Annotated in this window: 22 protein-coding genes and 3 pseudogenes; 11 read left to right on the top strand and 14 right to left on the bottom strand. The window is 36.4% G+C overall.

The features are described from left to right. Nucleotides 1-89 precede the first annotated feature (89 nt). The 3 genes from JI665_RS19725 to JI665_RS19715 all read left to right on the top strand — a co-directional run bounded on the left by JI665_RS19725 (nt 90) and on the right by JI665_RS19715 (nt 2,855). Nucleotides 90-1,484, top strand: coding sequence for a sensor histidine kinase (locus JI665_RS19725; RefSeq protein ID WP_019380986.1), 1,395 nt, complete (start codon nt 90-92; stop codon nt 1,482-1,484). Further along, nucleotides 1,462-2,139, top strand: a complete 678-nt coding sequence (locus tag JI665_RS19720) for a response regulator transcription factor (protein ID WP_019380987.1) — start codon at nt 1,462-1,464, stop codon at nt 2,137-2,139. Before JI665_RS19725 ends, JI665_RS19720 begins: the two co-directional genes overlap by 23 nt. A gap of 545 nt (nt 2,140-2,684) precedes the next feature. Further along, nucleotides 2,685-2,855, top strand: coding sequence for a DUF2759 domain-containing protein (locus tag JI665_RS19715; protein ID WP_019380988.1), 171 nt, complete (start codon nt 2,685-2,687; stop codon nt 2,853-2,855). 220 nt (nt 2,856-3,075) lie between these two features. Here the strand turns inward: JI665_RS19715 and JI665_RS19710 are convergent, their stop codons facing one another. Both JI665_RS19710 and lgt read right to left on the bottom strand, forming a co-directional pair. Further along, complete coding sequence (locus JI665_RS19710) at nt 3,076-3,669, bottom strand: C39 family peptidase (protein ID WP_019380989.1); 594 nt, start codon at nt 3,667-3,669, stop codon at nt 3,076-3,078. A 327-nt stretch (nt 3,670-3,996) separates the two neighbouring features. Then, nucleotides 3,997-4,812 (bottom strand): annotated as a pseudogene (gene lgt / locus JI665_RS19705) (prolipoprotein diacylglyceryl transferase). 284 nt (nt 4,813-5,096) lie between these two features. Here lgt and JI665_RS19700 point away from each other — a divergent pair. Beyond that, nucleotides 5,097-5,771, top strand: a complete 675-nt coding sequence (locus tag JI665_RS19700) for a response regulator transcription factor (RefSeq protein WP_019380992.1) — start codon at nt 5,097-5,099, stop codon at nt 5,769-5,771. A 31-nt stretch (nt 5,772-5,802) separates the two neighbouring features. Beyond that, complete coding sequence (locus tag JI665_RS19695; protein WP_019380993.1) at nt 5,803-6,123, top strand: AbrB/MazE/SpoVT family DNA-binding domain-containing protein; 321 nt, start codon at nt 5,803-5,805, stop codon at nt 6,121-6,123. A gap of 231 nt (nt 6,124-6,354) precedes the next feature. Here JI665_RS19695 and JI665_RS19690 read toward each other — a convergent pair whose 3' ends face one another. From JI665_RS19690 to JI665_RS19665, 6 genes and pseudogenes are all read right to left on the bottom strand, one after another. Then, nucleotides 6,355-6,993, bottom strand: coding sequence for a TetR/AcrR family transcriptional regulator (locus JI665_RS19690; RefSeq protein ID WP_019380994.1), 639 nt, complete (start codon nt 6,991-6,993; stop codon nt 6,355-6,357). Nucleotides 6,994-7,152: 159 nt separating this feature from the next. Then, nucleotides 7,153-8,325: a D-alanyl-D-alanine carboxypeptidase family protein gene (locus JI665_RS19685; RefSeq protein WP_211202642.1), complete on the bottom strand. Its 1,173-nt coding sequence runs from the start codon at nt 8,323-8,325 to the stop codon at nt 7,153-7,155. 327 nt (nt 8,326-8,652) lie between these two features. Continuing rightward, nucleotides 8,653-8,832: pseudogene (locus JI665_RS19680) on the bottom strand (YdhK family protein); the annotation flags it as partial. A gap of 371 nt (nt 8,833-9,203) precedes the next feature. After that, complete coding sequence (locus JI665_RS19675) at nt 9,204-10,274, bottom strand: flavin-containing monooxygenase (RefSeq protein ID WP_051005546.1); 1,071 nt, start codon at nt 10,272-10,274, stop codon at nt 9,204-9,206. Between the two features lie 20 nt (nt 10,275-10,294). Further along, nucleotides 10,295-12,430: a heavy metal translocating P-type ATPase gene (locus JI665_RS19670; RefSeq protein WP_082919471.1), complete on the bottom strand. Its 2,136-nt coding sequence runs from the start codon at nt 12,428-12,430 to the stop codon at nt 10,295-10,297. Next, complete coding sequence (locus JI665_RS19665; protein WP_019381000.1) at nt 12,423-12,791, bottom strand: ArsR/SmtB family transcription factor; 369 nt, start codon at nt 12,789-12,791, stop codon at nt 12,423-12,425. The genes JI665_RS19670 and JI665_RS19665 overlap by 8 nt, the downstream gene beginning before the upstream one ends. 185 nt (nt 12,792-12,976) lie before the next feature. On the opposite strand from JI665_RS19665, the gene JI665_RS19660 reads away from it, so the two are divergent. The 3 genes from JI665_RS19660 to JI665_RS19650 are packed head-to-tail and all read left to right on the top strand — an operon-like array spanning nt 12,977 to nt 15,364. Beyond that, nucleotides 12,977-13,990: a multicopper oxidase domain-containing protein gene (locus JI665_RS19660; RefSeq protein ID WP_019381001.1), complete on the top strand. Its 1,014-nt coding sequence runs from the start codon at nt 12,977-12,979 to the stop codon at nt 13,988-13,990. Between the two features lie 15 nt (nt 13,991-14,005). Beyond that, a complete protein-coding gene (locus tag JI665_RS19655) occupies nt 14,006-15,175 on the top strand; it encodes a ZIP family metal transporter (RefSeq protein WP_019381002.1) in 1,170 nt (389 codons plus the stop codon). A 12-nt stretch (nt 15,176-15,187) separates the two neighbouring features. Beyond that, nucleotides 15,188-15,364 (top strand): twin-arginine translocase TatA/TatE family subunit, encoded by a 177-nt coding sequence (locus JI665_RS19650; protein WP_019381003.1) that lies wholly within the window; start codon nt 15,188-15,190, stop codon nt 15,362-15,364. Between the two features lie 127 nt (nt 15,365-15,491). Here JI665_RS19650 and JI665_RS28705 read toward each other — a convergent pair whose 3' ends face one another. Next, nucleotides 15,492-15,719, bottom strand: a complete 228-nt coding sequence (locus tag JI665_RS28705) for a hypothetical protein (RefSeq protein ID WP_236888105.1) — start codon at nt 15,717-15,719, stop codon at nt 15,492-15,494. A 918-nt stretch (nt 15,720-16,637) separates the two neighbouring features. Between JI665_RS28705 and JI665_RS29245 the strand changes: the two are divergent. Beyond that, nucleotides 16,638-16,963: pseudogene (locus JI665_RS29245) on the top strand (JAB domain-containing protein). Between the two features lie 427 nt (nt 16,964-17,390). Here the strand turns inward: JI665_RS29245 and JI665_RS19635 are convergent. Together JI665_RS19635 and JI665_RS19630 are read right to left on the bottom strand one after the other, a co-directional pair. Beyond that, nucleotides 17,391-17,567 carry a hypothetical protein gene (locus JI665_RS19635; RefSeq protein ID WP_019381005.1) on the bottom strand — a complete coding sequence of 59 codons (177 nt, stop codon included), beginning with the start codon at nt 17,565-17,567 and terminating at the stop codon, nt 17,391-17,393. A 306-nt stretch (nt 17,568-17,873) separates the two neighbouring features. After that, on the bottom strand, nt 17,874-18,347 hold the full coding sequence (locus tag JI665_RS19630; RefSeq protein ID WP_257781704.1) for an NAD(P)-binding domain-containing protein: 474 nt from the start codon (nt 18,345-18,347) through the stop codon (nt 17,874-17,876). 251 nt (nt 18,348-18,598) lie between these two features. Between JI665_RS19630 and xerS the strand changes: the two genes are divergently transcribed. Next, nucleotides 18,599-19,720 (top strand): tyrosine recombinase XerS, encoded by a 1,122-nt coding sequence (gene xerS / locus JI665_RS19625; protein ID WP_236888104.1) that lies wholly within the window; start codon nt 18,599-18,601, stop codon nt 19,718-19,720. 209 nt (nt 19,721-19,929) lie between these two features. On the opposite strand, the gene JI665_RS28690 is transcribed toward xerS, so the two are convergent. From JI665_RS28690 to JI665_RS19610, 3 genes are all read right to left on the bottom strand, one after another. Next, nucleotides 19,930-20,124 carry an SRPBCC domain-containing protein gene (locus JI665_RS28690; protein ID WP_257781703.1) on the bottom strand — a complete coding sequence of 65 codons (195 nt, stop codon included), beginning with the start codon at nt 20,122-20,124 and terminating at the stop codon, nt 19,930-19,932. A gap of 504 nt (nt 20,125-20,628) precedes the next feature. Further along, complete coding sequence (locus tag JI665_RS19615; RefSeq protein WP_019381011.1) at nt 20,629-21,096, bottom strand: hypothetical protein; 468 nt, start codon at nt 21,094-21,096, stop codon at nt 20,629-20,631. A gap of 787 nt (nt 21,097-21,883) precedes the next feature. Beyond that, complete coding sequence (locus JI665_RS19610) at nt 21,884-22,363, bottom strand: restriction endonuclease (RefSeq protein ID WP_019381013.1); 480 nt, start codon at nt 22,361-22,363, stop codon at nt 21,884-21,886. A gap of 306 nt (nt 22,364-22,669) precedes the next feature. Here JI665_RS19610 and JI665_RS19605 point away from each other — a divergent pair, with 306 nt between their 5' ends. Then, a complete protein-coding gene (locus JI665_RS19605; protein ID WP_019381015.1) occupies nt 22,670-23,341 on the top strand; it encodes an SOS response-associated peptidase in 672 nt (223 codons plus the stop codon). The last annotated feature ends 247 nt before the right edge of the window (nt 23,342-23,588 follow it).

The following is a 23,588-nucleotide window of genomic DNA, read 5'->3' as shown; positions in this document are numbered from 1 at the left end:
TATAATTTTTCTAGCTGCAATTTAATTCTGCATAAAATCTTCAAATTTCAGGGATATAATTTAACTATTAGCATGAAACAGGTGATTACATGAACAAGCTATCAATAAAGCTAGGAGTAATTTTCTTTTTAATTATATTTGGCCTTGTTATTTTGATGTTTTTCTTCTTACATTCGGCTCTCGTCGACTCGAGAATAGAAGAAGAACTGCTTTCTTTACAAGCGAGAGGAAATTCTCATAGAGCAATCCTAGAAAAACACTTTGACGCAGATACTATCTCACATGTAACTCTTATGGAATCTGAAGCAAATACTGACGTGGTAATCACGGATGTAAACGGTAAAATACTTGGATCATCAGCTAATAGCGAGAGTTTTGAGAGGTATATTTATAGTTCGGGGTTTAATATTCCAAGAAAAGGTGAAATTTTAGAGGATAATTGGAAAAATGGGTCCTTTATTTCAACCGTAAGCCCAATAGAGATCGATGGCAGGACAGAAGGTCGCGTTTATATGTTTCAGGATACAGAATCACTTCACGCTTTGATAAAACGGCTGAATGGGAACTTTTTATTGGCAGGAATAATTGCTGTATGTTTGACTCTGATTATTATTGTCTTTCTTTCCAAAGGTCTTGCTAAACCTCTTATAAAAATGAAGGAGGCTACCTTTCAAATAAGCAGGGGGGATTTCTCCGTGTCTCTCCCAAAAAACGGCAATGACGAACTTGGTGACCTAGCTCATTCCATATCAAGGCTTGCCAATGACCTAAAATACTTAAAACAAGAGAGAAACGATTTTTTAGCCAGCATTTCTCATGAGTTAAGGACCCCTTTAACTTATATAAAAGGGTACGCTGATATTGTCCTTAGCCGAAACCTTTCTATTGAAGACCGTGACAGATATTTAAATATAATTCATGAGGAGGCGAATCGCCTTTCTGATTTAATTAAGGACCTTTTCGACCTAGCGAAAATGGACAAAAATTCATTTATAATACAAAAAAAAGCAATAGACTTAACTGACTTTATGATGAAAATAAATCAAAAGTTCACTCCCGCTTTCCAAGAAAAAGAGATGGAACTTGAAGTAGTTTGTCCGGAAGAGTTATTTATTATGGCGGATCCATCCAGACTTGAGCAAATCATTTTTAACTTATTAGATAATGCCATAAAATATTCTCCTTCTGGAGCAAAAACACTTCTTTCTGTTAGCAGAAAGAAAAAGGATATTTACATTCAGATTCAAGATAACGGTAAAGGCATTCCAGAAGAAGACCTTCCTTACATTCTAAATCGCTTTTACCGTGTAGATAAATCCCGTACAAGATCATTAGGTGGAACAGGTCTAGGATTGGCCATTGTAAAAGAACTGGTTCTTGCTCATGGTGGTAAGATCTCTGTTAAAAGTGAAGAAGGCAAAGGAACTGAGTTTGAATTAATCTTTAAAGGAGCAGGTAAAATTGAAAACGATACTATTAGTTGATGATGAAACTAGGATGCTTGATTTATTAGCCCTATATTTAATGCCGCTTGGTTATAATTGTGTCAAAAAGCGATCAGCCATAGATGCAATCCTTTATTTAGAGTCCCATCCTGTAGACCTTATATTGTTAGATGTTATGATGCCTGAAATGGATGGGTGGACAGCATGCAAGGAAATTAAGAAATTCAGGGATATTCCAATAATCATGCTTACTGCTAGAAGTGAGAAGCCAGATATTGTAAAGGGGTTAAAAATAGGAGCTGATGATTATATTTTAAAGCCATTTGATGAGGAAGAACTCCTAGCAAGGATTGAGGCAGTTTTAAGAAGAACACAATCAGAGGAAGGAATCCTTTCTTTTAAAGGCCTTGTACTAAAGCCAAATTCTTATGAACTCTTATTTGAAGATAAAGAGATTTTGCTGACGCCAAAAGAGTTTGCAATGATGGGATTGTTTTTAGGAAATCGAAACAAAGTTTTCTCCAGAGATCATTTTATTGTGTCCGTGTGGGGAGATCGAGTTTCAATTGAAGACCGAACTATCGACTCTCATGTTAGGAACCTACGGGACAAGCTCAGAAAAGTAGGGTTTCCCGCAGATGATCATTTGCAAACTGTTTGGGGTGTTGGCTATAAATGGACTGAAAAAAAATAACAAGTCAATTAGGTGTATAGTTCATTTAAATACATTTTCTTCGAATTGAAAGTAATCGGATCGTAATAATAAGTATATGATTATGCTTGAATATCAACAAGATATTACACTATGACCAATTTAAAGACTCAATCTTATATGTTCAGCTTCACTTTCTGGAAATTTTGAGCTATTTAATTTAATAATTTATTATCCATACTTTCTGCATACTTTTTAATTATAATAGGTTCGAACCTTAAGCGTCTAACTTCATTTAATATATCGTTATCCTGGTTACATTTCTGAACTTCTCCAAATAAAACTTGTTCGAGTCAGAGTGTGGACATATTTATAATTATGGAATTCGTCTAAAAGTTGCAATTTGAGGATTATGCTGTATTTTGATGGACATGCTATATATAGGGTGACAAGTTTTTAAGGTACAAGAATGCAATTTCACTAGAACATATCAGGAAATTCCATGGAGTATTTGTTTGAAATGTGACAAGGAAGTAGGAAATTATTCTAGACAGCGATATATACCATAATAGATAGGAGGTTGTCCCTTGGGTATAGTAATTATATTTGGTTTAGTAGCATTGTTATCAGGTTTTGGGACTATCACTGCGATAAAAAATAAAAATCTTCTTGGAGTCCTTTTTGGTGCTGGAAGTTTTCTTGTCTTTGGTTGGTTCTCAATCATGACTTTTATTAACTCTGGGTATCCAGCTATGTAATCGACTTGTTGGATTTTAAGGTAACAAACCCATATTTCAAGAAAACTTTTAGGATATTATAATACATACACTGAAAATTACCATCAACCTTTTTCTATAGGTAAAGTCAAGAAAAGGGCAAAATCAATAGCTAGCCCCTTCTTGACTTATCTTATTAACCACCACGTCAATAATGTTTCTAATAATCATTATTTAAATCAACTACTAATCTTCTTAAACACTAATCTGGCAGATATGTCACCGCTTGACTCCCCATTTGCTTCCAGGCAGCAAGAAATTCCCCCTTTGAAATTAGCTTATTTTTCATGCCGTCAATTGGGTCATTAAAATAAATTGCCTTTTCATCGTAGCCTGTAATAAGAACAGAATGTTCTTTATAAGTTATTTTTATCTCCCCATTAGGTGTAAACCACTTTACAAATGCAGAATCAGGCAATTCATTATAGGTAGTATTGGTTATAATCCAAATTGGAATACCAAGCGAAAGATAAGCCTGAAGTTCCACAAAATCCCTACCTGTTAAATCTATTATTTGACCTGGTATATATTTTTCGGCTAGTTCTCTTATCGGTTTATGATAAACTCCATAGCCGGGATTTTTATAGGAATACATATCACCAACGAATCCCTCATTTGGATCTCCCCAAAATATCTTCCCGCTTTCTTTTTTTAGCGGAACAGAATTCTTTTTTATATTATTGGCAAGTGTAATTTTATTTGTTTTAATTCCTTTATACTGCAGAAGCATTGCCAGACTAGTAACCTCACAACCTCTTGGCAGTTCAGGAAATTGTTTAATAATAGGTGCATCCAAAAGGACTCGGTCCTTAATCTTTACCACCTTTTTGTTATATCTTCCGAATCTACAGATGCACGAGATGTTTGTTCAATATTATCTAAAACTTGAATATTACCAAGCTGCGTAAGCTCTTCTCTTCCTAATAAGAGAAGAACTGATAGGCTTATTAATGTGAAAACTAAAAAGTGAAGAATAAATTCATGTTATATTCCCCATTACAAAGTTTAATGTAAACAGAACTTACATTTCTTTAAATTCCTATTTAGAGAGTGGTTCTTTCCGAAAATACTTATTATCTCCGCAGAATTATGCTTAAAGCAGGTGGCCTTTATTAAAAATTCATTAATCCCTATCAGCATATCTATGAACAGCTTTTTCTAAGCGTCTTCTAAGGACAATGACTAAAACGGCTGCTGCAATCAAAGTTAAGGACATAGCTTGAGCTATTCTAACTGATTCTGTGAGCATTAAACTATCTGTTCTCAATCCTTCAACAAAGTACCTCCCAACTGAATACCAAATAATATAAGATAGAAAAACTTCACCACGTTTTATGGATAAACGTCTGAGAAAAACCAAAAGAACAAAGCCAAGAATATTCCATAATGATTCATATAGAAAAGTCGGATTATAGTATGCTCCTTCTATATACATTTGATTAATGATTAAGCCTGGGAGTAAGAGGCTTTCGAGGAATGAGCGGGACACTTCTCCCCCATGCGCTTCTTGGTTTATGAAATTCCCCCACCGTCCAATTGCCTGGCCTAATATTATGCTTGGTGCAGCAATGTCTGCAAGTCTCCAAAAAGAAATACCCTTTTTTCTAGAAAAAATAACGGCAGTTATCACTGCTCCTAATAATCCTCCATGAATAGCAATACCACCTTCCCATATCGCTAAAATATCTCCTGGATTTTTAATATAGTATTCCCATTTGAAAATTACGTAGTACAATCTTGCACAAATAATTGAAATGGGAATTGCCCACAGCTATAGGTCTGAGAGTAGTTCTTTTTCCATTCCAACTTTTTTCGATTCTCTTGCAGCAAGAATCCATCCTAATAACAGACCACTTCCGATAATGATACCATACCAATAAATCGTTATTGGGCCTAACTCAAAGGCAATTCTATCAATCGATTCAATTTCCCCCAATATATTCACCTCTTTAATGTTTTTATATCAAAAATATTTTAAGGGAATAATATCAAGAAAGTGTGCAAGAAGATAACTTTAATGAAAATATTAATACAGAAAGCATAAATAACCAATTTGTGGATTAATGAGATTAATTTTTTAATTGGATCTATTTAATCTAATTTTAGCTTGAATTCAATTAAAATAATTTCTAGTGTTTTTTGGAAGTCTTCTAAAATGCAAAATTTCTTCATATTTTTTTAGTAAGGTAAACGTAGATTACTAATGAAAAGAGGAAAGCTAAAATGAAAAAAATTATGGTGATTGATAATGATCAAAAAACACAGAACTTATTGTCTTCCCTTCTTTCGCCATTCTATCGATGCATACAGTTCCGTTCAGCTAGTGATGCAATTTCATTTCTTTCACAGAAGAGTGTATCTCTCGTCATATTAGAGGTTGTTATGCCTGATATGCATGGTTCGTCTACTTGTGAAAAAATTCGAAGGGTTTCTAATGTTCCAATCATTATACTATCTAAAAAAAGTGAGAAAGAAGATATAGTAGATGGATTTAAACAGGGTGCCGATGATTATCTAACTAAGCCTTTTAACAAAAACGAACTTTTAGTCCGAATAGAGGCATTGTTAAGAAGGTCTTCCCTAGTAATCAGTGATTCACTTTTTTTTCAAGGGTTAAAATGGGATGAAACATCTTTCAATCTTTCTTTTAACGGAAACACCATATCTATGACTCCTAAGGAATTTGCACTTGTAGGGCATTTGTTAAGTAACATCAATAATGTTTTTTCTCGTGAAGCCCTTTTACAGACCATCTGGAGTCAGGAATGGAAAACAGAAAGTAGAACGATTGATTCTCACATTAGGAACATACGAGAGAAGTTAAGACAATCTGGTTTCCCAGTTGATCGCCATCTAAAGACCATTTGGGGAGTCGGCTATAAATGGGAAACAAATTAATATAGAGATTAAGGGAAAGGATGAAATGCCTTTGTATGTAAAAAAGTTAACAAAAAACGGTCAAATTTTACTTCCTGCCGCTCTATATAGAATGTTGGGCATGAAGGATGGAGAGTTCGTCTTTATTTATGAGGAAGCTAACCAGTTGGTTGTAAGCAATCATCATGAAAATGCCCATTTAAATAAATGCATTTTCAGGAATGGAAAATTATCTATTCCAATGGAATTAAGAAAAATGTTAAAAATCGATACAAATACACTATTATTATTGCAGGCATACCCAGAAAAGGGATTTATAAAAATAATGAAGTTAATTGAAGACCAGGCCAACAGCCTACATCTCGAAATATAAAGGAACCATAGCCTATGTTAAGATATTAAAAACTGAGGTGGAAGCTTCTACAATAATTCCAAAATCCTTAAAAATAAGCAGAAGAATGGAATTTTCCTGATTTGCCTCCCTCTTGTCCTTTAAACGAAGGGAATCAGGGGTTTTAAATTTCGTACAGGAACCTTAAGACAATCTTTTTTCCTCTACAAGATAATAATAAAAAGGAGTTAATCAACGCTGTTATAGCATTGATTAACTCCTTTTTATAAAGCTTGCAACTGAATCAATTGTCATTTCCATCATTTTCTCTGTTGATAGCGGTGAATCATTTTCTAATAAAGGCCCTCTTGCCGCAAGTCGGTGAACCATTCCCAGTAGATTATTAAATGTCCATGCCGTTAGGTCATTGGCTGTAAAATCAGTTCTTATGCTTCCTTCATTTTGTCCTTGTTCAAACACCAAAGGAATTGATTCCCCATTTATTTTAATTAATTCAAGATAATAAGCTTGCTCAATTTCTAATTTATGTGATTGATAATAAAGATCAAATTCTGCTTGAAATCGGATATGATCGTCTTTTTCTTTTAGATAAGAGTCCCATTGTTTAAGCCAATTTATGATTTGTTCATATGCAGTACTATCAGTTGATATCTCTTTGAAAAATTCCTTCATTTCAATAAAAATTTGTTGTTTAACTTCAGCAGCAATTTCATCAACAGACTTATAATATTTATATAAGGTAACCGTAGATACCCCTACCTCTTTTGAGATATCTCTCATCGTCACTCTTGGCAAACCTTTTTCCAAAAATAATTCCCTTGCTTCATCTAATATCTCTGTGCGGCGTCGTATCCTTAGTTCGTCTAACTCGCTATCCCATTTTAAACTCAAAAATAGCCCTCCATTATATTAATTAATTTTATTTCAACACTTATCATTTCTATTTAAAAAAATTGATTGCCTAGTGCAAGATCTGTCCCTTCATAATAAGTACTCCTCATCTCACCTTATATCCTAATAGTTGTTCTTCTATCTATAACTTTGAAGGTGTCATAACTGTTCTTCAATGGTTGTTTTTGCTATTTTGTTACAGGTTCTATTTCCTAATACAATAACGGAGACTAATAAAGTAATTAATATGGTGCCAAATATATAACTTCCTTTTGCCAACTTCTCATCTTTTTGATTCGTCGATTGCTTCACTATTTTCTTTACTTCTTTATTCTTTTTAATAGCATATCCTAATTGGATATCAGAAAGCAGCTTTGCACTCGGGTATAAAATTTCAATTTTCCCATCATCCTTTAAAGTACTTAGAACATTACTTTGAGTGGACTGAGTAATATAGAGTTTAGTTGTTGCATTATAAACAATATTGTTAATTTGAAAATCAGTTCCTTTAGATAGACTTGATGTTTTAAAGTTATTAAATCCGAAATCAAGTAATTTCATTGTGTCATTATAAGCAATTTCTTGTGATGGTGCCTTAAGGGTGACTGCAATCAAGCTCAGATCCTTTCTTTGGGCAGCAGTTACCAAAGTATGTCCAGACTGATCAACGTATCCTGTTTTCCCACCTATAACACCCTCATATGGGAATTCCCTCATCAGTTTATGATGCGTATATAAAGTTGTATCCCAGGATACACCTTTCCACTTTAGCTCTTTGGTTCCAAAAATTTCTCTAAATATACTATTTTCCATTGCATAACGGGTTAAAAACGCTAAATCTTCTGCCGTAGTAACATGTTCAGGATCGTAAAGGCCATGTGGATTTTTAAAGTTAGTTTCCTTTAGCCCCAAATCAGCTAAATACATATTTAATTCTTTTGAAAATCGTTCATTTGATCCACTTAAGTGCTCAGCTATGGCAACGCCTGCATCATTACCGGAATTAATTAGCATTCCTTGAATAAGTTTTTGCAAATTGACTGTTTCACCTTCTTCCAAATAAACCCGTGTACCTTCAGTTACTCTTGCATTTTTCCCAACTGTAACGATATCGTTTAAATTTCCTTTTTCTATCGCGTATATTGCCGTTGCTATTTTTGTTAGACTTGCAGGATACATCCTTTTATTTGAGTTTTTTTCAAATAAAACCTCACCTGTTTTTGAGTCAATTAAAATAGCTGCTTCGCTTGAGATCGCTGGTTCTTCTTCTGCTTGAACTATTATAGAAGGGCTATTCAAAAAAACCAAAATAGAAACATATATTAGTAACATTTTCACGGAATTCCTCCTGAGGTCGATCGCTGTTAAGAGATACAGAGAATTATTCTCTTATTACCACCATTGAATTATAATAAAAAAATATGAAGAAAATATGGAGAAGCTAGTTTCCGGCTCATAGAACTAGTTTTAAATAAATCTCTAGAAAGATAATGTTTAGTAAATAATGTATCCTAGTTTCTGGATTTTACATGTATTGTCTGGAATTATCTTCTGAAAACGTTTGATTTAAGTATTAAAACATTCTCACTATAAAAAAAGCCAATTCCCCTTGTTAAGGAATTGACTGACTATCCAAACGAAAATGGTATTATCTGGTGATTACTCGCTTTCTGTTACCCATTTATGATTTTTCACTTCATCTCCGCCGGTAGTTGGAGTGAAATCAACCATATATACAGTTGTTTGTTCAGCAGAGTCAATTTTAGCTGTTACTCCGTCCATTCACTTCATATGTTCCGTAGATACAGTAACTTCTGTTCAAGGTTCAAGCGGCTCTTCTCGGGCTCCTTCTAACTTAGCTTACCCTTTTAAGTAAATAAACAAAATGTGCTTTAGGCTCCTCCTGTTAGTCCATATAATTCGCTCTTATAAAAAGTTGCTTGGCAGTTAGCTTTACTCCAAAGTGCTAGTTTTGAATATTTCTTTCAGTATCCCAGTAATATTCACTGACCACTTCCGGAATTGTAATTCAAAATTTTCACCTTTGCCCCTTGATAGGTAAATCTCTTGAAGACCTGATGTAGCCTAATAATCAGTATTTTAAGATGCACAGCAACATTGTGCAATGTATCATCTGACTAATTGAAGTTTCATCCATTAATTTGCTTTATTTTCGCTGTGGTCAGAGCGCATACTTGAATGAAACGCATCTATAGTCGCATCTGTTTTGCTAAATATTCAGCATCTGCCCCGACCCCTTGAAGCAGTGCTGAACCCCTTCTATATTGCCATGGGAGTCCTAAGAAGTATAAGCCTTGAATTTCTGTAACTCCTCTTTCATGAATCGGCAACCCCTTCTCATTAAAGATTACGGGAATCTTTATCCAGCTATAATCCGATCGAAAACCAGTGGACCAAATTAGATTTCTCACTTTCACAATGCTTTGGTCCTCAAACATGATCTCATTATCATTAGCAGATATAGCTTTCGGCTTTTGCTGTACTTTTCCGTCCATGAGCAGTCCTTTAAGTTCGAAACCAAAAATTGTATCAGGCTTATTCATTATCAACTGACCAATTTTGCTGTCTATATTTGCCTTTAATAATCCTAATTTATCAAACCACCAAAAGATGCTTTTGCCCAAAAAGTCCTGAGGCAGGAAATTAGGTTTGTGCCCAACCGACAGATATACTTCGTTATGATCCGCCAATTCTACCGCAATTTGTGCTCCAGAATTCCCTCCGCCAACAACTACTGTGGTACCGCTCAGGAGCTGATTAGGATTTTTATATTCTGAAGAATGCAGCTGAAAAACTTCATCCGAAAGGCGTTTAGAGAATTCGGGTATATTTGGCTGCTGGAAAGGTCCTGTGGCAACTACCACCTGTTTGCTTCGGTATACACCCTGGCTGGTGGACACAACAAAAAGATCCCCTTCTTTATCCAGTTTTGTAATCACTGTTTGGAGCTTTACTGGGAGCGAAAACGCCTTTGCATACTGCGACAAATAGTCACTGATCTCATCTTTTTTTGAATATCCATTCGGATCCGCGCTTAAAGATAATCCTGGAAGAGAACTGAAATAACGCGGTGTAAACAGCTTTAGAGAATCATATCTTTTTCTCCAGCTCTCGCCTATTTCGTCCCCCTGGTCCAGGAGAAGAAAAGATACATTATTCTTTTTAAGGTAATAGCCTATCGAAAGCCCGGCTTGTCCTGCGCCAATAACCAAAACATCGTATAACAAGAATATCCCTCCTAATAAAAATGAGCTTCCCATGAAAACGGGAAGCTCCTAGCTTATTTGTCTTTAATTCTGAGAAGTCGCAAGCCGTTTAATGTGACAATAAGAGTCGCACCCATATCTGCAAAAATCGCAATCCAAAGCGTCAGCCACCCTGGAATGACCAGTAGTAATGCAACAAGCTTTATCCCTAATGAAAACGTAATGTTTTGCTTAATGATGCTAAGTGCTTTCCTGCTTAACTTAACTGTAAACGGCAATTTTCCAAGGTCATCTGCCATCAAGGCAATGTCCGCTGTTTCAAGAGCCGTATCTGTTCCAGCTCCTCCCATGGCAATCCCCAACGTAGAAGCAGCTAATGCAGGGGCATCATTCACGCCGTCACCGACCATTGCCACTCGGTCATATTGATTCCTAAGATCTCTAATAAACGTTAATTTATCTTGCGGCAATAATTCAGCTTTAATATCCGATACGCCAACTTGTTCACCGATCGCGTTTGCGGTTCCTTCGTTATCACCAGTAAGCATAATAGTCTTTTGAATTCCCAAAGAATGAAGATTTTCAATAACATTTTTACTGTTTTCCCTTAACACATCCGCAACGGCAATCAAACTCAATACTTCTTCTGAGGTTCCTGCCACCATGACGGTTTTTCCTTGATTTTGAAGGCGGGCAATTGTTGTTTTTAATGCAGCCGGAATGCCGTTTGATAATAGTTCTTCAAACAAATTCGGGCTTCCAACATAATACATCTTATTTTGAAAGTTTCCTTTAATTCCTTTACCCGTAATGGAAGAAAAATCTTCAATACTGAGGTCCTGGTATGGCGCTTTTTCTTCTTCCGCTTTTTTCATGATAGCTGAAGCCAGTGGATGCTGTGATCCTTTTTCCAGCGCTGCAACAATAGACAAAAGTTCTGCCGAATTTGTATTAGACTGTGGAAGATAATCTGTTACCATTGGAATACCTTTTGTTAGTGTTCCTGTTTTATCAAAGGCAATGGCTTTGATTGCTCCCATCTCTTCCAAGTGAATGCCGCCTTTAATGAGCACGCCATTTTTTGCAGCACTCCCAATCGCTGTTACAATCGCAACAGGAGTTGAGATCACAAGCGCGCAAGGGCATCCAACCACAAGTGCAGCTAATCCTTGGTAAATCCAGGTATCCCAATCGGCTCCAAAAAACAGTGGGGGGATAACGGCAACCCCTAATGCTACAAGAATAATAAGCGGCGTATAGTATTTCGCAAATTTGTCCACAAAAGCTTGTGACGGAGCACGCTCAGCCTGAGCCTCTTCAACTAAATGGATAATCTTCGCAATGGTTGTGTCATCCACATGCTTTGTCACCTTGACTTCAAGGAGACCTTCTTCATTCAAGGTTCCTGCAAACACTTCATCATCTGGTGTTTTTGAAACAGGGACAGATTCCCCCGTAATAGCCGCCTGATTAACGGAAGACAAGCCTTTTACCACGATTCCATCCATCGCAATTTTTTGCCCAGGCTTTACGATCATAATGTCGTCTATCTGAATATCATCCACTTCAATCATCATTTCCTTATTTCCTCTTCGGATTAAGGCTTCCTTGGGAGCAATATCCATTAAGGAGCGAATGGATTGACGGGCTTTATCCATAGAATAAGTCTCTAGAGCCTCACTAATCGCAAAAAGAATTACGACAGTAGCTCCTTCTCCCCATTCCCCAATAAAAGCAGCACCGATGACAGCGATAGTCATAAGCGTTCTCATATCAAACTGAAGGCGAAGGAGATTTTTCAAGCCTGTTGTGAAGAGGCGATACCCGCCAATTAACATGGATGCACCATATGCTAAAATCGGTGTGATGCTGTCCTCCCCATTCATTTTTACAAAAACCCATCCAAGAATAAGAAAAACAAAGGATGCAATCACAGTTGCGTGTTTTATTATAAAAGGAACCTTTTTCTCAACGAATCTCTCTTTTTCAGGGATGATTTTTAAACCTTCAAAAGCTCCCGCCTTCTCCAGTTCTTCAATGGTTGCTTCTCCATGTACGGTAAGCTTTGAAGCACCAAAATTTACAACTGCATCAGAAACACCATCCAGGTGTTTTACGTTCTTTTCGAACTTTGTGGCACAGCCTGCTCAGGTGAATCCCTGCACACGATAGACCGTTTTTTCATCTGATTTCGTTAAAGCTTCATTCATAGTTCTCCACCTCCTTTTGATGTGCAAATGCGATTTGGATAAGCTGTCTGACATGATCATCATCCAGCGAATAAAAAACTAGTTTTCCTTCCTTTCGATATTTCGCTAGTCCCATATTGCGTAACAAACGCAAATGGTGTGATGCGGTTGCTGTCGTACATCCGACGATATTCGCAACATCACAGACACATAACCCCTCTTCTTCATATAGGGAAAAAGTAATCTTTACTCTAGTGTCATCAGATAATGCTTTAAATATTTGAGAAACAGCCAAGGTATTCTGCTGTTTTACCGATTCCTTAACACGCCTTACTTTCTCTTCATCCACACAGGTAACTTCACAAACATCATCTTGTTTCAAATTAAACCCCTCCATACTCAAACAATCATTTGATTATTAGTATATGTAATTCCTTTTATTTGGTCAAATAATTATTTGAATGTTTTCGTAAAATGTTTGTTGACAAAAAGGTTGTCCTTGTCATAAATTATTGGCAAGTACTAATATTTTTGGATTAAGGAAACTTTTTAAGAGGAGGTAAAACAATGTCAGAAAATAAGATATCCCGCCGTGATGTATTGAAGCTGGGGGCTACTGGGGCACTTGGGATAGCAGGAAGCATGTACTTAAATAACGTTTCGCCATTCACAACTGAGGTTCAGGCTGACAGCGGGAAAGCAAAACATAATAATCATGCTGCTAACCACACTAACATGAAGGACACAGCAAAAACAGAAGGCTATAAAATGGCTGAACAGCTCCTGACCGAGTTTGATTATGGGAAAGTGACAACGCTGCCTGACGGACGGACTTTAAGGGAATACGAGGTTGTTGCCGTCGATAAGGAAATTGAAATTGCCAAAGGCATTAAGTTTCCTGGCTGGACTTATAACGGAACCATACCTGGACCAACCTTTCGCTGCACAGAAGGAGATTTCTTGAGATTTCACTTTACAAATAAGGGAAGCCACCCCCACTCCATTCATTTTCACGGGATCCACCCACCCGAAATGGATGGGATAACTCCTATCGCTTCAGGGCAATCCTTTACGTACGAATTCGAGGCAAAGCCCTATGGCTTGCAGGTTTATCACTGCCATGTGCTGCCTTTAGCCCGCCATATTCATAAAGGCTTATACGGAAATTTTATAATTGACCCGAAAACGCCAAGGGAGCAAGCTTTGGAATTAAATATGGTCATGAATGCCTATGATTTAGATTTGGATGGTGCAAACGAATTTTATACGGTGAATGGATATGCTTTTGCTTTTATGAATCATCCCATAAAAGTCAAGAGAAATGAGCTTGTCCGAATTTACTTAAGCAACCTTACTGAATTTGATTTGCTCAATTCTTTCCACTTGCACGCGAATTATTTTACTTATATTCCGACAGGGAGAAATGAAAACCCATCTCAGTTCACAGACACCATTATGCAATGTCAAGGCGAACGCGGGATCCTAGAGATTCGTTTCCCTTATAAGGGGAAGTATATGTTTCATGCCCATGTCAGCGAATTTGCTGAGCTGGGCTGGATGGGATTCTTTGAAGTTGAATAGAGAGGAGTGTAAATGATGAAATCAAAATGGCTTTTATCAGGTATTATCCCGCTTGTTCTATTGCTTATGGTATTGGGATGGCTTTTTAAAAATGGAGCTGGGGTGGAACGAGATCCTGCTGCTCCCATTGAAGTATTGAATATTGAGCAAATCAAAGTGGTCCCTTCAGGATTTGAGCTTGATGTCAGTAATACCGGACCCGAAGCATTGACCATATCACAGGTAATCGTCGATGATTCTGTTTGGAACTTCTCCATCAAACCAGGACCAACTCTTAAACGATTCCAGGAGGGAAAAGTCACGATACCCTATCCTTGGGTTGAAGGCGACCCCCATACTATTCTATTAGTTTCAGAAAATGGAATCATTACAGAAGCAGGTATTGAGGCAGCTACTTTGACCCCTGAATTTTCATGGGTTAATGTATTGAATTATGGGTTTATCGGCTTCTATGTAGGAATTGTCCCCATTACTCTTGGTTTATTATGGTATCCATTTATGAAGCGTTTAAAAAAGAGCTGGATTAATGCCATTCTCGCGCTTACGGTTGGGCTATTATTATTCTTATTCTTTGGAACACTATTTGATGGTTTCGAAATCGGAGCAGAGGCACCTTCTGTGTTCCAGGGCAACATGGTCGTTATTATCACAACTGTTCTCACCTTCCTTCTTTTAATAGGATTTGATCAATACCAGCACCGAAAACAAGAACGAGCAGGATATTCTCCATTTGCGGTTGCATTTATGATGGCAATTGGAATTGGACTTCATAATTTTGGGGAAGGTTTGGCAATTGGCTCTTCCTTTGCACTGGGCGAAGCGGCTTTAGGAACATTCTTGGTGATTGGTTTCACTCTTCACAATATCACGGAAGGGATTGGTATAGCCGCTCCCCTTTTAAAGATTAAGCCTAAATTCCGCACCTTTTTGCTACTGGGAACTATTGCAGGCGCTCCTGCCATCCTGGGTACCTGGTTCGGCGGGTTTGTTTTTTCACCTATTTGGGGAGCTGTCTTTTTAGGAATAGGCGCAGGTGCGATTTTACAGGTGATTTACGTGATCACCAAAATGTTGATTGAAGATCAGAGGAAAAATCTTGAACCTGCTGTTTCATGGAAGAACTTCGCAGGATTCACAATCGGGATATTGATTATGTATTTCACAGCTTTCTTTGTAAAATTTTAAGGGGTGAAACATATGGCGAATATAGGTGTAAGCGGGGCGCTATTAATCTTTGTTCTTGCATTAATTATTATTGGGCCGAAGAAGCTTCCTGAACTGGGGCGTGCAGTTGGAACCACACTTAGGGAATTTAAACAGTCCACCAAAGGTATAATGGAAGATGATACCCCTAAGGGCAAAGAAAAAGAATAAAAAGAGAAGGTGGTTCAATGGATTTGATCCTGGACCACCTTTTTTGCACTTACTTATTTGTTTACTACATTTACCGTGAATTCTTTGGTAGGCATATTTTGCAACCCTCTTGCCCTCACGTGCGCTGTTACCGAATAGGTCCCCGTCTCTTGAAAAATCGTGGTAATGGAATAAACACCTTTGCCTTGATGCTCCCCAACCATTTCTTTTGATGTATCTGAGCTGCTTTTTTCACTTCCAGCTTAACCTCAATGGCGACTTCAACTTTTTCCTTCCCCTGTATAACGGCTGCCTGGATGACAATCTCTTGATTAGCTTGTATCACTTCTGGAATGTCAACTGAAACCTCCAACAATTCAGGACTTTTTCGGCAGCGTCATTCTCCTTTAAACACCCTGCCAGCAAAAATAAAACACATGCAAAAAAATGGCTTTTTTCATATATAGCACGTCTCCTTTTATCATGTTCCAATAACTGTGCACCTTTTCAATAACGCGATGGCTGATATTTTATTTATGTTTTTTCTATGAACTCACTTGCCATGTTAATTTTAATAGGCATTGAATTATGAAATATAAAATTAGAATTAGGTATTCTTACATTTCATCAGTAGATTTGCTATCAATATAAAAAGTTAATTTCTTGGGTGTATATAAGTAGGAAATTTAGCTTTAGAAACTTTAGAAAAAGTGCCCGATAATTGAAAATAACTTTACATCCATTTCTATCTATAACCCTTAATATATGTTTTAATTTTCGTTGGTTTCTTTTTCGTAATTCTTTCAAAATCATGTGTAATCCCTTTAGCCAGTCCAAGGATTAGTGTACTGTACCTTACTGCACTTACCTCCCTCAATAAAAGAAGCGAAAACAGCTGATTACTCTTGTTTTCTTAGGTTTTCATAGTTAGTGACATCCCGATAAGTCCTTTATTGTTGGAGATTATCACTTGAAAGGATATATTACCTTACCCACTTTACTCTGTATTGGTTTGGAGAATCTCTATTAACTTGTCCTATTTGTGACTTTCATCATATACATTCCATAAAAATTTATCTAATCTGAATATTGATATCATTCTAAAAGTGGGATTACAAATGAAGAAAATATATGAAGTTATTATAAAATCAAACAAGTTGTAAAAGAAATTCAAAATGAATTAATTGAAGTTATCCGTTCACCACTGGATGCCAGCCGTATTGCCCATTATTTTTTTGGGGATGATGACAGGGAAGTCTTCCTTGTCCTTTGCTAAAATACAAACCAAAACGTCATCGCCGTTCACCACTGCCATATAGGATCATTAGACTGGGCACTCATTTCACCAAGAGAAGTATTTAAAGCCTGCATCCTAAATAATGCTAGGAAGATCATCGTTGCCCACACCATCCATCCACTAAACTTAATCCGTCACATGAGGATCTCGAAATCACGCAAACATTATTAAAAGCTGGAAAAATTCTAGACATTCCCCTCCAAGACCATATAATTATCAATGCAGAAGGCGATTACTTCAGTTTTCGGGAAGAAGGATTTATATCTAGAGGACGCCTCATAAATAAATACGATGCCAAAATAAATCTGATTTTACATAAATAGCGTGCTGCATTGCGCGCTATTCTTCATCGATTTCAACACCTACAAGATCATAAAAACTAATTCTAACCAACCCCTTGTCTTTAGTTTCCAAATAGATCATTTATTGACTTCATCAAGCCTCTGCAATACCCTCTCTAAACCACTGTATATCCCCCTATCTCGAAATGCCACTTGATCCTCTCTTCCTAAATAGTCAAGACGATTCTTTCACTCACCCTTTAGTGAAAAAAATCCACCTCAAAAGGGAACTTTGATTATCGGTCACCTACAAACGTAAATTCATAAAAAAGCGTTAATCGTTCTAATGATTGTAATGCGAGTTTTAATTTACTGCTATTTTCAACGAAATAATTAATCTGCGTTATCGGCAATAAAACACAAAAAGCTGGATAAAACCAGCTTTTTAAACTTTATATTGATTGAACACCTAATCCACCACAACAACCACATCTTTTGCCACTATGACAACACGGGCAACATCCACTTGTCTGGCAGTGGTGACATCCCCTTCCACCACAACAGCAGCACATACCAGAACCGCCACAGTAACGACAACATCCTGTTCCTTGGCAGCAACGACATTTATGCATACACATACCTCCATAAGATAACTTTACTTAGATATATATATTTACGTGGTTTGAATTTGAGCATGCCTATGTCATCTAAATTAATAAAGGATTTTTAATCGAAGATCCCTTTTAAGTTGTTTGTTGATATAGATTGTAACATTTCCTAAATAGCAACTACCTTGAAGGTTTTGTTAACATATTGTTGGCATCCTATACCTACCTTATATTCTTTTTCCTTTTGATTGGTGTAATTTATTAAAAAGTTGAAATGAAGCGAAGTGTAAATAGAAATGCTAATACAAGTATATCTTAGCCGCCTTTTATATGGTAATAACAAACTACAACAGAAGCTGAAAAGGACATTCATATTCTGAAGAATGTAGAGGAAGGACTTCATTCGAAAGGAATTTTGAGAATTCGAGTATATTTGGCTTCTGGAAAGGACCTATTGCAACTATCACCTGTTTGCTTCGGTATTCCCCCCTGCCTGGTGTACAGAACAAAACAATCCCCTGCTTTATCCAGTCTTGTACAACTGTTCGAATCTTTACCAGAAGGGGAAACTCCTTTGCATAATGCAACAAATAGTCACTGATTTCATCTTTAGTTGTATAACCATTGGGATCACCACCTAAAGATAAACTTGAAAGAGTACTGAAATAACATGCTTTAAACAGTTTTAAGGAATCATATCGTTTTCTCCAGCTCTCACCTATTTCATTGCCCTGATCGAACATAAGAAAAAATAAATTTTCCTTCTGATTTGCAGCTGTCCCCTGATAATAAGCACGGCAACTTGAATGAGAATCTATCTGTTAAACTGTATTGCTCGCCCCTCCATCAGTACCTAGTGTATTGGAACAAATAAGAAGACAACAAGATTTACTTCCGTTACATAGTAATCATAAAAGAAAACTAAAATATAAGTATGTTCGCACTTTACATGAGTTACTGTTATAATTAAAGAAACACGAACTCTAGTTCTATATCTAGGTCTTATAAACTTAACGCAAAAAATTACTCTTTTGAGGCGATTGCCTTCCTAATAAAACTGTAATGTGAGGTGTCCCTCTTGGCTATTACTAAACAGCATGAATACTATGAGCATCGGTTAGAAGTACTTATAAAAGACATGCCCGATTATGTGGTTAAATACGTTGATGATAAATTAGACATCCGCTCCCCCCTAACCCTTTTTAATTATGTTAGAGATTTTAAGGAGTTTTTCGGCTGGTTAATTGCTGAAGGAATTGTTAAATCAGATTTAATGAAGGACATCCCTGTTGATGCATTAGAAACCCTCTCACTTGATGATGCCAATAACTATTTCAAGTTCGTTTCTAGAAAAAAATATAAAGTTTCTAATAAAGATGATGAAACAAAGAAAATAGACACAAAGACCGTTAATAGGCATAAATCATCCCTTAGATCATTATTTAAATACCTGACAGTTGAAGCTGAGCTCTCTGCTGGGAAGCCATATTTTGAAAGAAATGTGATGGAGAAGATTCCTATTAAAAAGGTATCAGAAACATTGAATGAACGGGCAAAAAAAATTACCGATAAGATTTTTATTGAAGACAAGGATGTAGATTTTCTTGAATATGTTCAAAATGAGTATGCAGAATCCCTATCCCCTGCTCAAATGAGATATTTCAAGCGTGATAAAGAGAGAGATTTTGCTATCCTCTCTCTATTCTTGGGTAGTGGTATTCGCGTAAATGAACTTACAAATTTGAGAATTAAGGATATAGACTTTAGTGCTAAAGAGATTAGCGTTATTAGAAAAGGAGGAAAAAAAGATACTGTATCTATTACCCCATCCTCTCTTGAAGACGTCAAGGCGTATTTAGAGGTTAGAAAAGAAAAATATAAAGCTGGCGACGGTGAAAATGAGTATATTTTTGTGAAAAATTTAAAGGGCAATCCACAACCGCTTACTAACCGTGCTGTTGAAGATATCGTTTATAAATACACTAAGTCTTTTGATAAGCGTATGTCCCCACATAAACTTAGACACACTTATGCGACTAATTTAGCGGAGCAAACCGGTGGTGACATCCCTTTAATCATGAATCAGTTAGGCCATACACAATCTGATATTTCTCTTTTGTATATAAACACAACAAGGGAAAAACAAAGGTTAGCTTCAGAGTTGTTAGATAAACGAAGAAAGAACAAATAGAAATCCATTGGGGATTAAATAATGTAAAATGCTGGCCAAATGATGAAAAGATTCCTATTAATGTGAAAAAAAGCCCCATAAATACACGATGTATTTATGAGGCTTTTTTCTAATATTTTAAATTACTCTGGTTGGCAGCAGAGTTCACCTTCACCTTTTTCAAGAGAAGATTTTAAGCTGCTTAGTACACCGGACCATGCCATCTCATGTCACTTATATGCTTGATCCCACTCTTCTCCATTTTTCCACCCAGTGTGATTTACTTTTACTTCTGTTGTATTTTCATCAATTTCTTTGAAGCTTACTTGTACCAGTGTCAATTCACCATGGTTCATAAGTTCATCGAATTGATCAGGACCCTTCCATTGATAGTTTAATTCTTGTTGAGGAATGAGTTTCTCTATTTTACAACCTATTGAGCCAAATTAGATAGGTCACCATACATTAACATTCTATTTTTATACTAAAAAAAAAACTAGGATAATATGCCATTCTCCCACTTAAATGTAGTATTTAGAAATTCACAATCTCGAATGTGTGCCCTCGTTTTGCATAATTCACCGGAATCTTTTCTAATAACGTGGCCATAAATTCCCTCCCCCCTGGTTGCAACCTCGGTAACATAAAACAAGACCTCTTTATCTGCTAAATGTTTGCCTTTGTCTCCAGCTGTTCTGGAAGAGCATCTCCTTACATTCATTACAACTGACCCCACGGTGGTACTATTTTTTATTCTACATACATTACACATTGTTATCCGCTCCCTAATGAATTGGCTGATTATTTATCCCAGTAATTATCATTGTCTAAATCGCGATCTGATCCTCCAGATTCATAATCCCAGATGTTGTCATTATCTAAGTCTCTGTCGGAACCTCCGGATTGATAATCCCACATTTTATCGTTATCTAAATCGCGATCTGATCCTCCAGATTGAAAATCCCACATGTTGTCATTATCCAAGTCCCTGTCTGTTCCCCCTGATTTATAATCCCATGATCCATCATTATCCAAGTCACGATCTGAACCGCTTCTTGGTTATAGTAGCCTCCGGCAGAAGAACCCTCCTGAGTAGATGAATCTTCTGTAGAAGTATCATAGTATTCCGAGGAGCCAATCTCATCATCTCCATAATCTATCTCGTAATCAAATTCTTCTTCAATTGGTTCAAAACCCTCTTCAAGAAATTCCTCTGTTATTAATCCATCCTCCTCCTGAATCTCATACTCTTCATAATAGGTATCTGCTTTTACTCTACCCTCTTCATAGGAATCCTCTTCTATATTGTCACTCACATTTATATTGCTCTCTGATTCACTTGAGTTGCAGCCGGATAGAAGAACAACAGCAAACGCTAAATATACTATTTTATACACTAACTAACACCTTTTTCCATTTTTCTTAATTATAACGTTTACAATTGAAAATTAGAATTTGATTTTCAATAGAAATAAATACCCTGGAACCCCTCCCTATTCAATTAAGCAAGCCGGCTCATTAACATTTGATTTTATGAAAGAATACTGGAGACACATAAAATAATAATGAGTGAGGATTTATGAAAGTAGTTATTGAAACACAGCTCAATATTGTGGGCAATAGAGGCTCAAGTCAGGGGGCTTTTTTTTGTTAATAATCGTGACTTTAAAGAAGATCCCAACTTAGCGGTTGCGGTAGTCGCTTATGATTGATACAACATCAAAAAAGGGAAACTGGCCAAAGAGAAACAATAATCGAAAAAGTTACCTGGAATGAAGTGAATGATATTACAGATATTGTGAAGAAAATCCAACCTCTTTTACCTGAGGATAATTTGCCTTTTTATGCTCCCTAAAGGGGGCTTTAATTTTTTCACATAATAGACACAAGGACTTTCCCTCTTTATGACAAATTATTACATAAAGGGAGTTGATTTTATGAATGTAAACCAACTTAATGAGAAATTAAAGAATGTGGAATCTGATGAACATTGAGCTTGCTTTTCTTTAAAACCAAGAAAAAAATTGCGTGGAGTAATGCATGGGAAGGAAGTGGCAATCATTACAATTAAAGATGGGCATGCTCGATATACATATGTAGGTTCTGAAATTAAAGTGTTTGCGCAATCAATAAATTGCATAATATTTAACTTTTAAGCCCCTCTCAAATTGAGAAGGGCTTAAATTATACATACTCAGGTAATGCTTGCTTTATTTCCTGCTCAGCATATTCTAATCCAGCTAACCAAAGTTCAACAAGCTTAACACCATCAATTAATTCAATGTTTAATTCTTCTGCATATTCTTTAGCATTTTTAGTAAAGGACCCTGTAGTTACAACATATCCACCTATAGCCCCATCCTTGACCATATTAGAATGAATTATAGCAATACAGTCAAATGCTAGATCACCTTTATAACATTTTATCTGACCTAAGTATTTCCCTTCCTTAGTAATATGTTCAAAGTCAACTCCAAAGTCACCAGTTGGTGGTGATACCCAGGTACTACCTCCCCTTGCTTTTTCAAAAACATCAGCAACAAAGGATTCAAACAATAAAGGGTCTTGTTTTATAAAAATCGAATTTTCCTTTATAGAGTTTTTATCTTCCTCAAATTCTTTCCTAAACCTAAGATACAACCCCATAGCTAAAGTTCTTTTCATCTCTTCACTGCTATCAATATGACTTGCTAATAAGTAGTCTTATAATTCGTTTGCCTTTTTACTCTTTGGAATTGAATAAAGGCTGCAATTAATACTACAGCAATCATTATTTCGACTAATAACATTTTACCGCCTCCATATAGTAAGGTATCGGTAACTTAAATGGAAAATATTCAAAGATTTCTTCTTACCTTCATAAAATATTGCTCCATCTCCTATTTCGAGTAACTGATTATTTAAATGAATACAGTTTACATTTTCAAAATTATTGGTAATCATAAGTACTATAATAAGGAGGTTTACTATATGTGCGGACGATTTTCACTTGCTGAAGATATTTCAGCTTTGCAGCAATACTTTGACTTTGAAATTTCTGAGGAAATCTCTCCTCGCTTTAACATTGCCCCAAGCCAAAGAATTTTAACGGTTATTTCCGACGGCCAAAATCGAAGAGGTGGAACGATGAAATGGGGATTAGTTCCGTTCTGGGCGAAAGATGAGCGGATTGGATATAAGATGATCAACGCTCGATCTGAAGGAATCGATGAGAAGCCTAGTTTTAAACATGCATTCAAGCGAAGACGGTTATTGATACCGGTCGATGGATTTTATGAGTGGAAAAGAAAAGATGATGGTACCAAGCAACCCTATCGATTTATCATGAAAGATAAAAGACCTTTTGCCTTTGCTGGGTTATGGGAAACTTGGAAGAAGGGAGAACAGCCTTTACATAGCTGTACTGTTATAACAACTACACCAAATTCTGTCACTGAGGAAATTCATGATCGAATGCCAGTTATTCTACACCAGGATGATTATGATTTATGGCTAAATCCGAAAAATGATGACACTGAGCATCTAAAATCACTTCTGGTCCCCTATCCTGCAGAAGAAATGGATTTGTATCCTGTTTCTACTATGGTGAATTCGCCCAAAAATAATATAGCCGATATTCTTGCCCCATTGAATAGCTTGTAACATCTTCATCATACTAGGCTAAATTAGCCGTTTCAAAAAATCATTAAGGGTACTTTCTTAATATAGGTACTCTTACTTCCCATATGATATACTTTTTTTGTACAGCAAACGCAGGGTGGGCAGCGGTCTCCTCCAATCCATTAAGGAAAGGGGGTGCCGCTGATGGTTACGTATGAAGCAATGAACTTGATGGTGAGCTTTATCAATACCCAAATTAAAAAAATGCACATAAAATATAGGGTTATAC

Source organism: Bacillus sp. NTK034 (genome assembly GCF_017303275.1).
Classification (GTDB): domain Bacteria; phylum Bacillota; class Bacilli; order Bacillales; family Cytobacillaceae; genus Cytobacillus.
The sequence above is the reverse complement of the archived record's forward strand: the minus strand, read 5'-3'. Positions and strand labels throughout refer to the sequence as shown.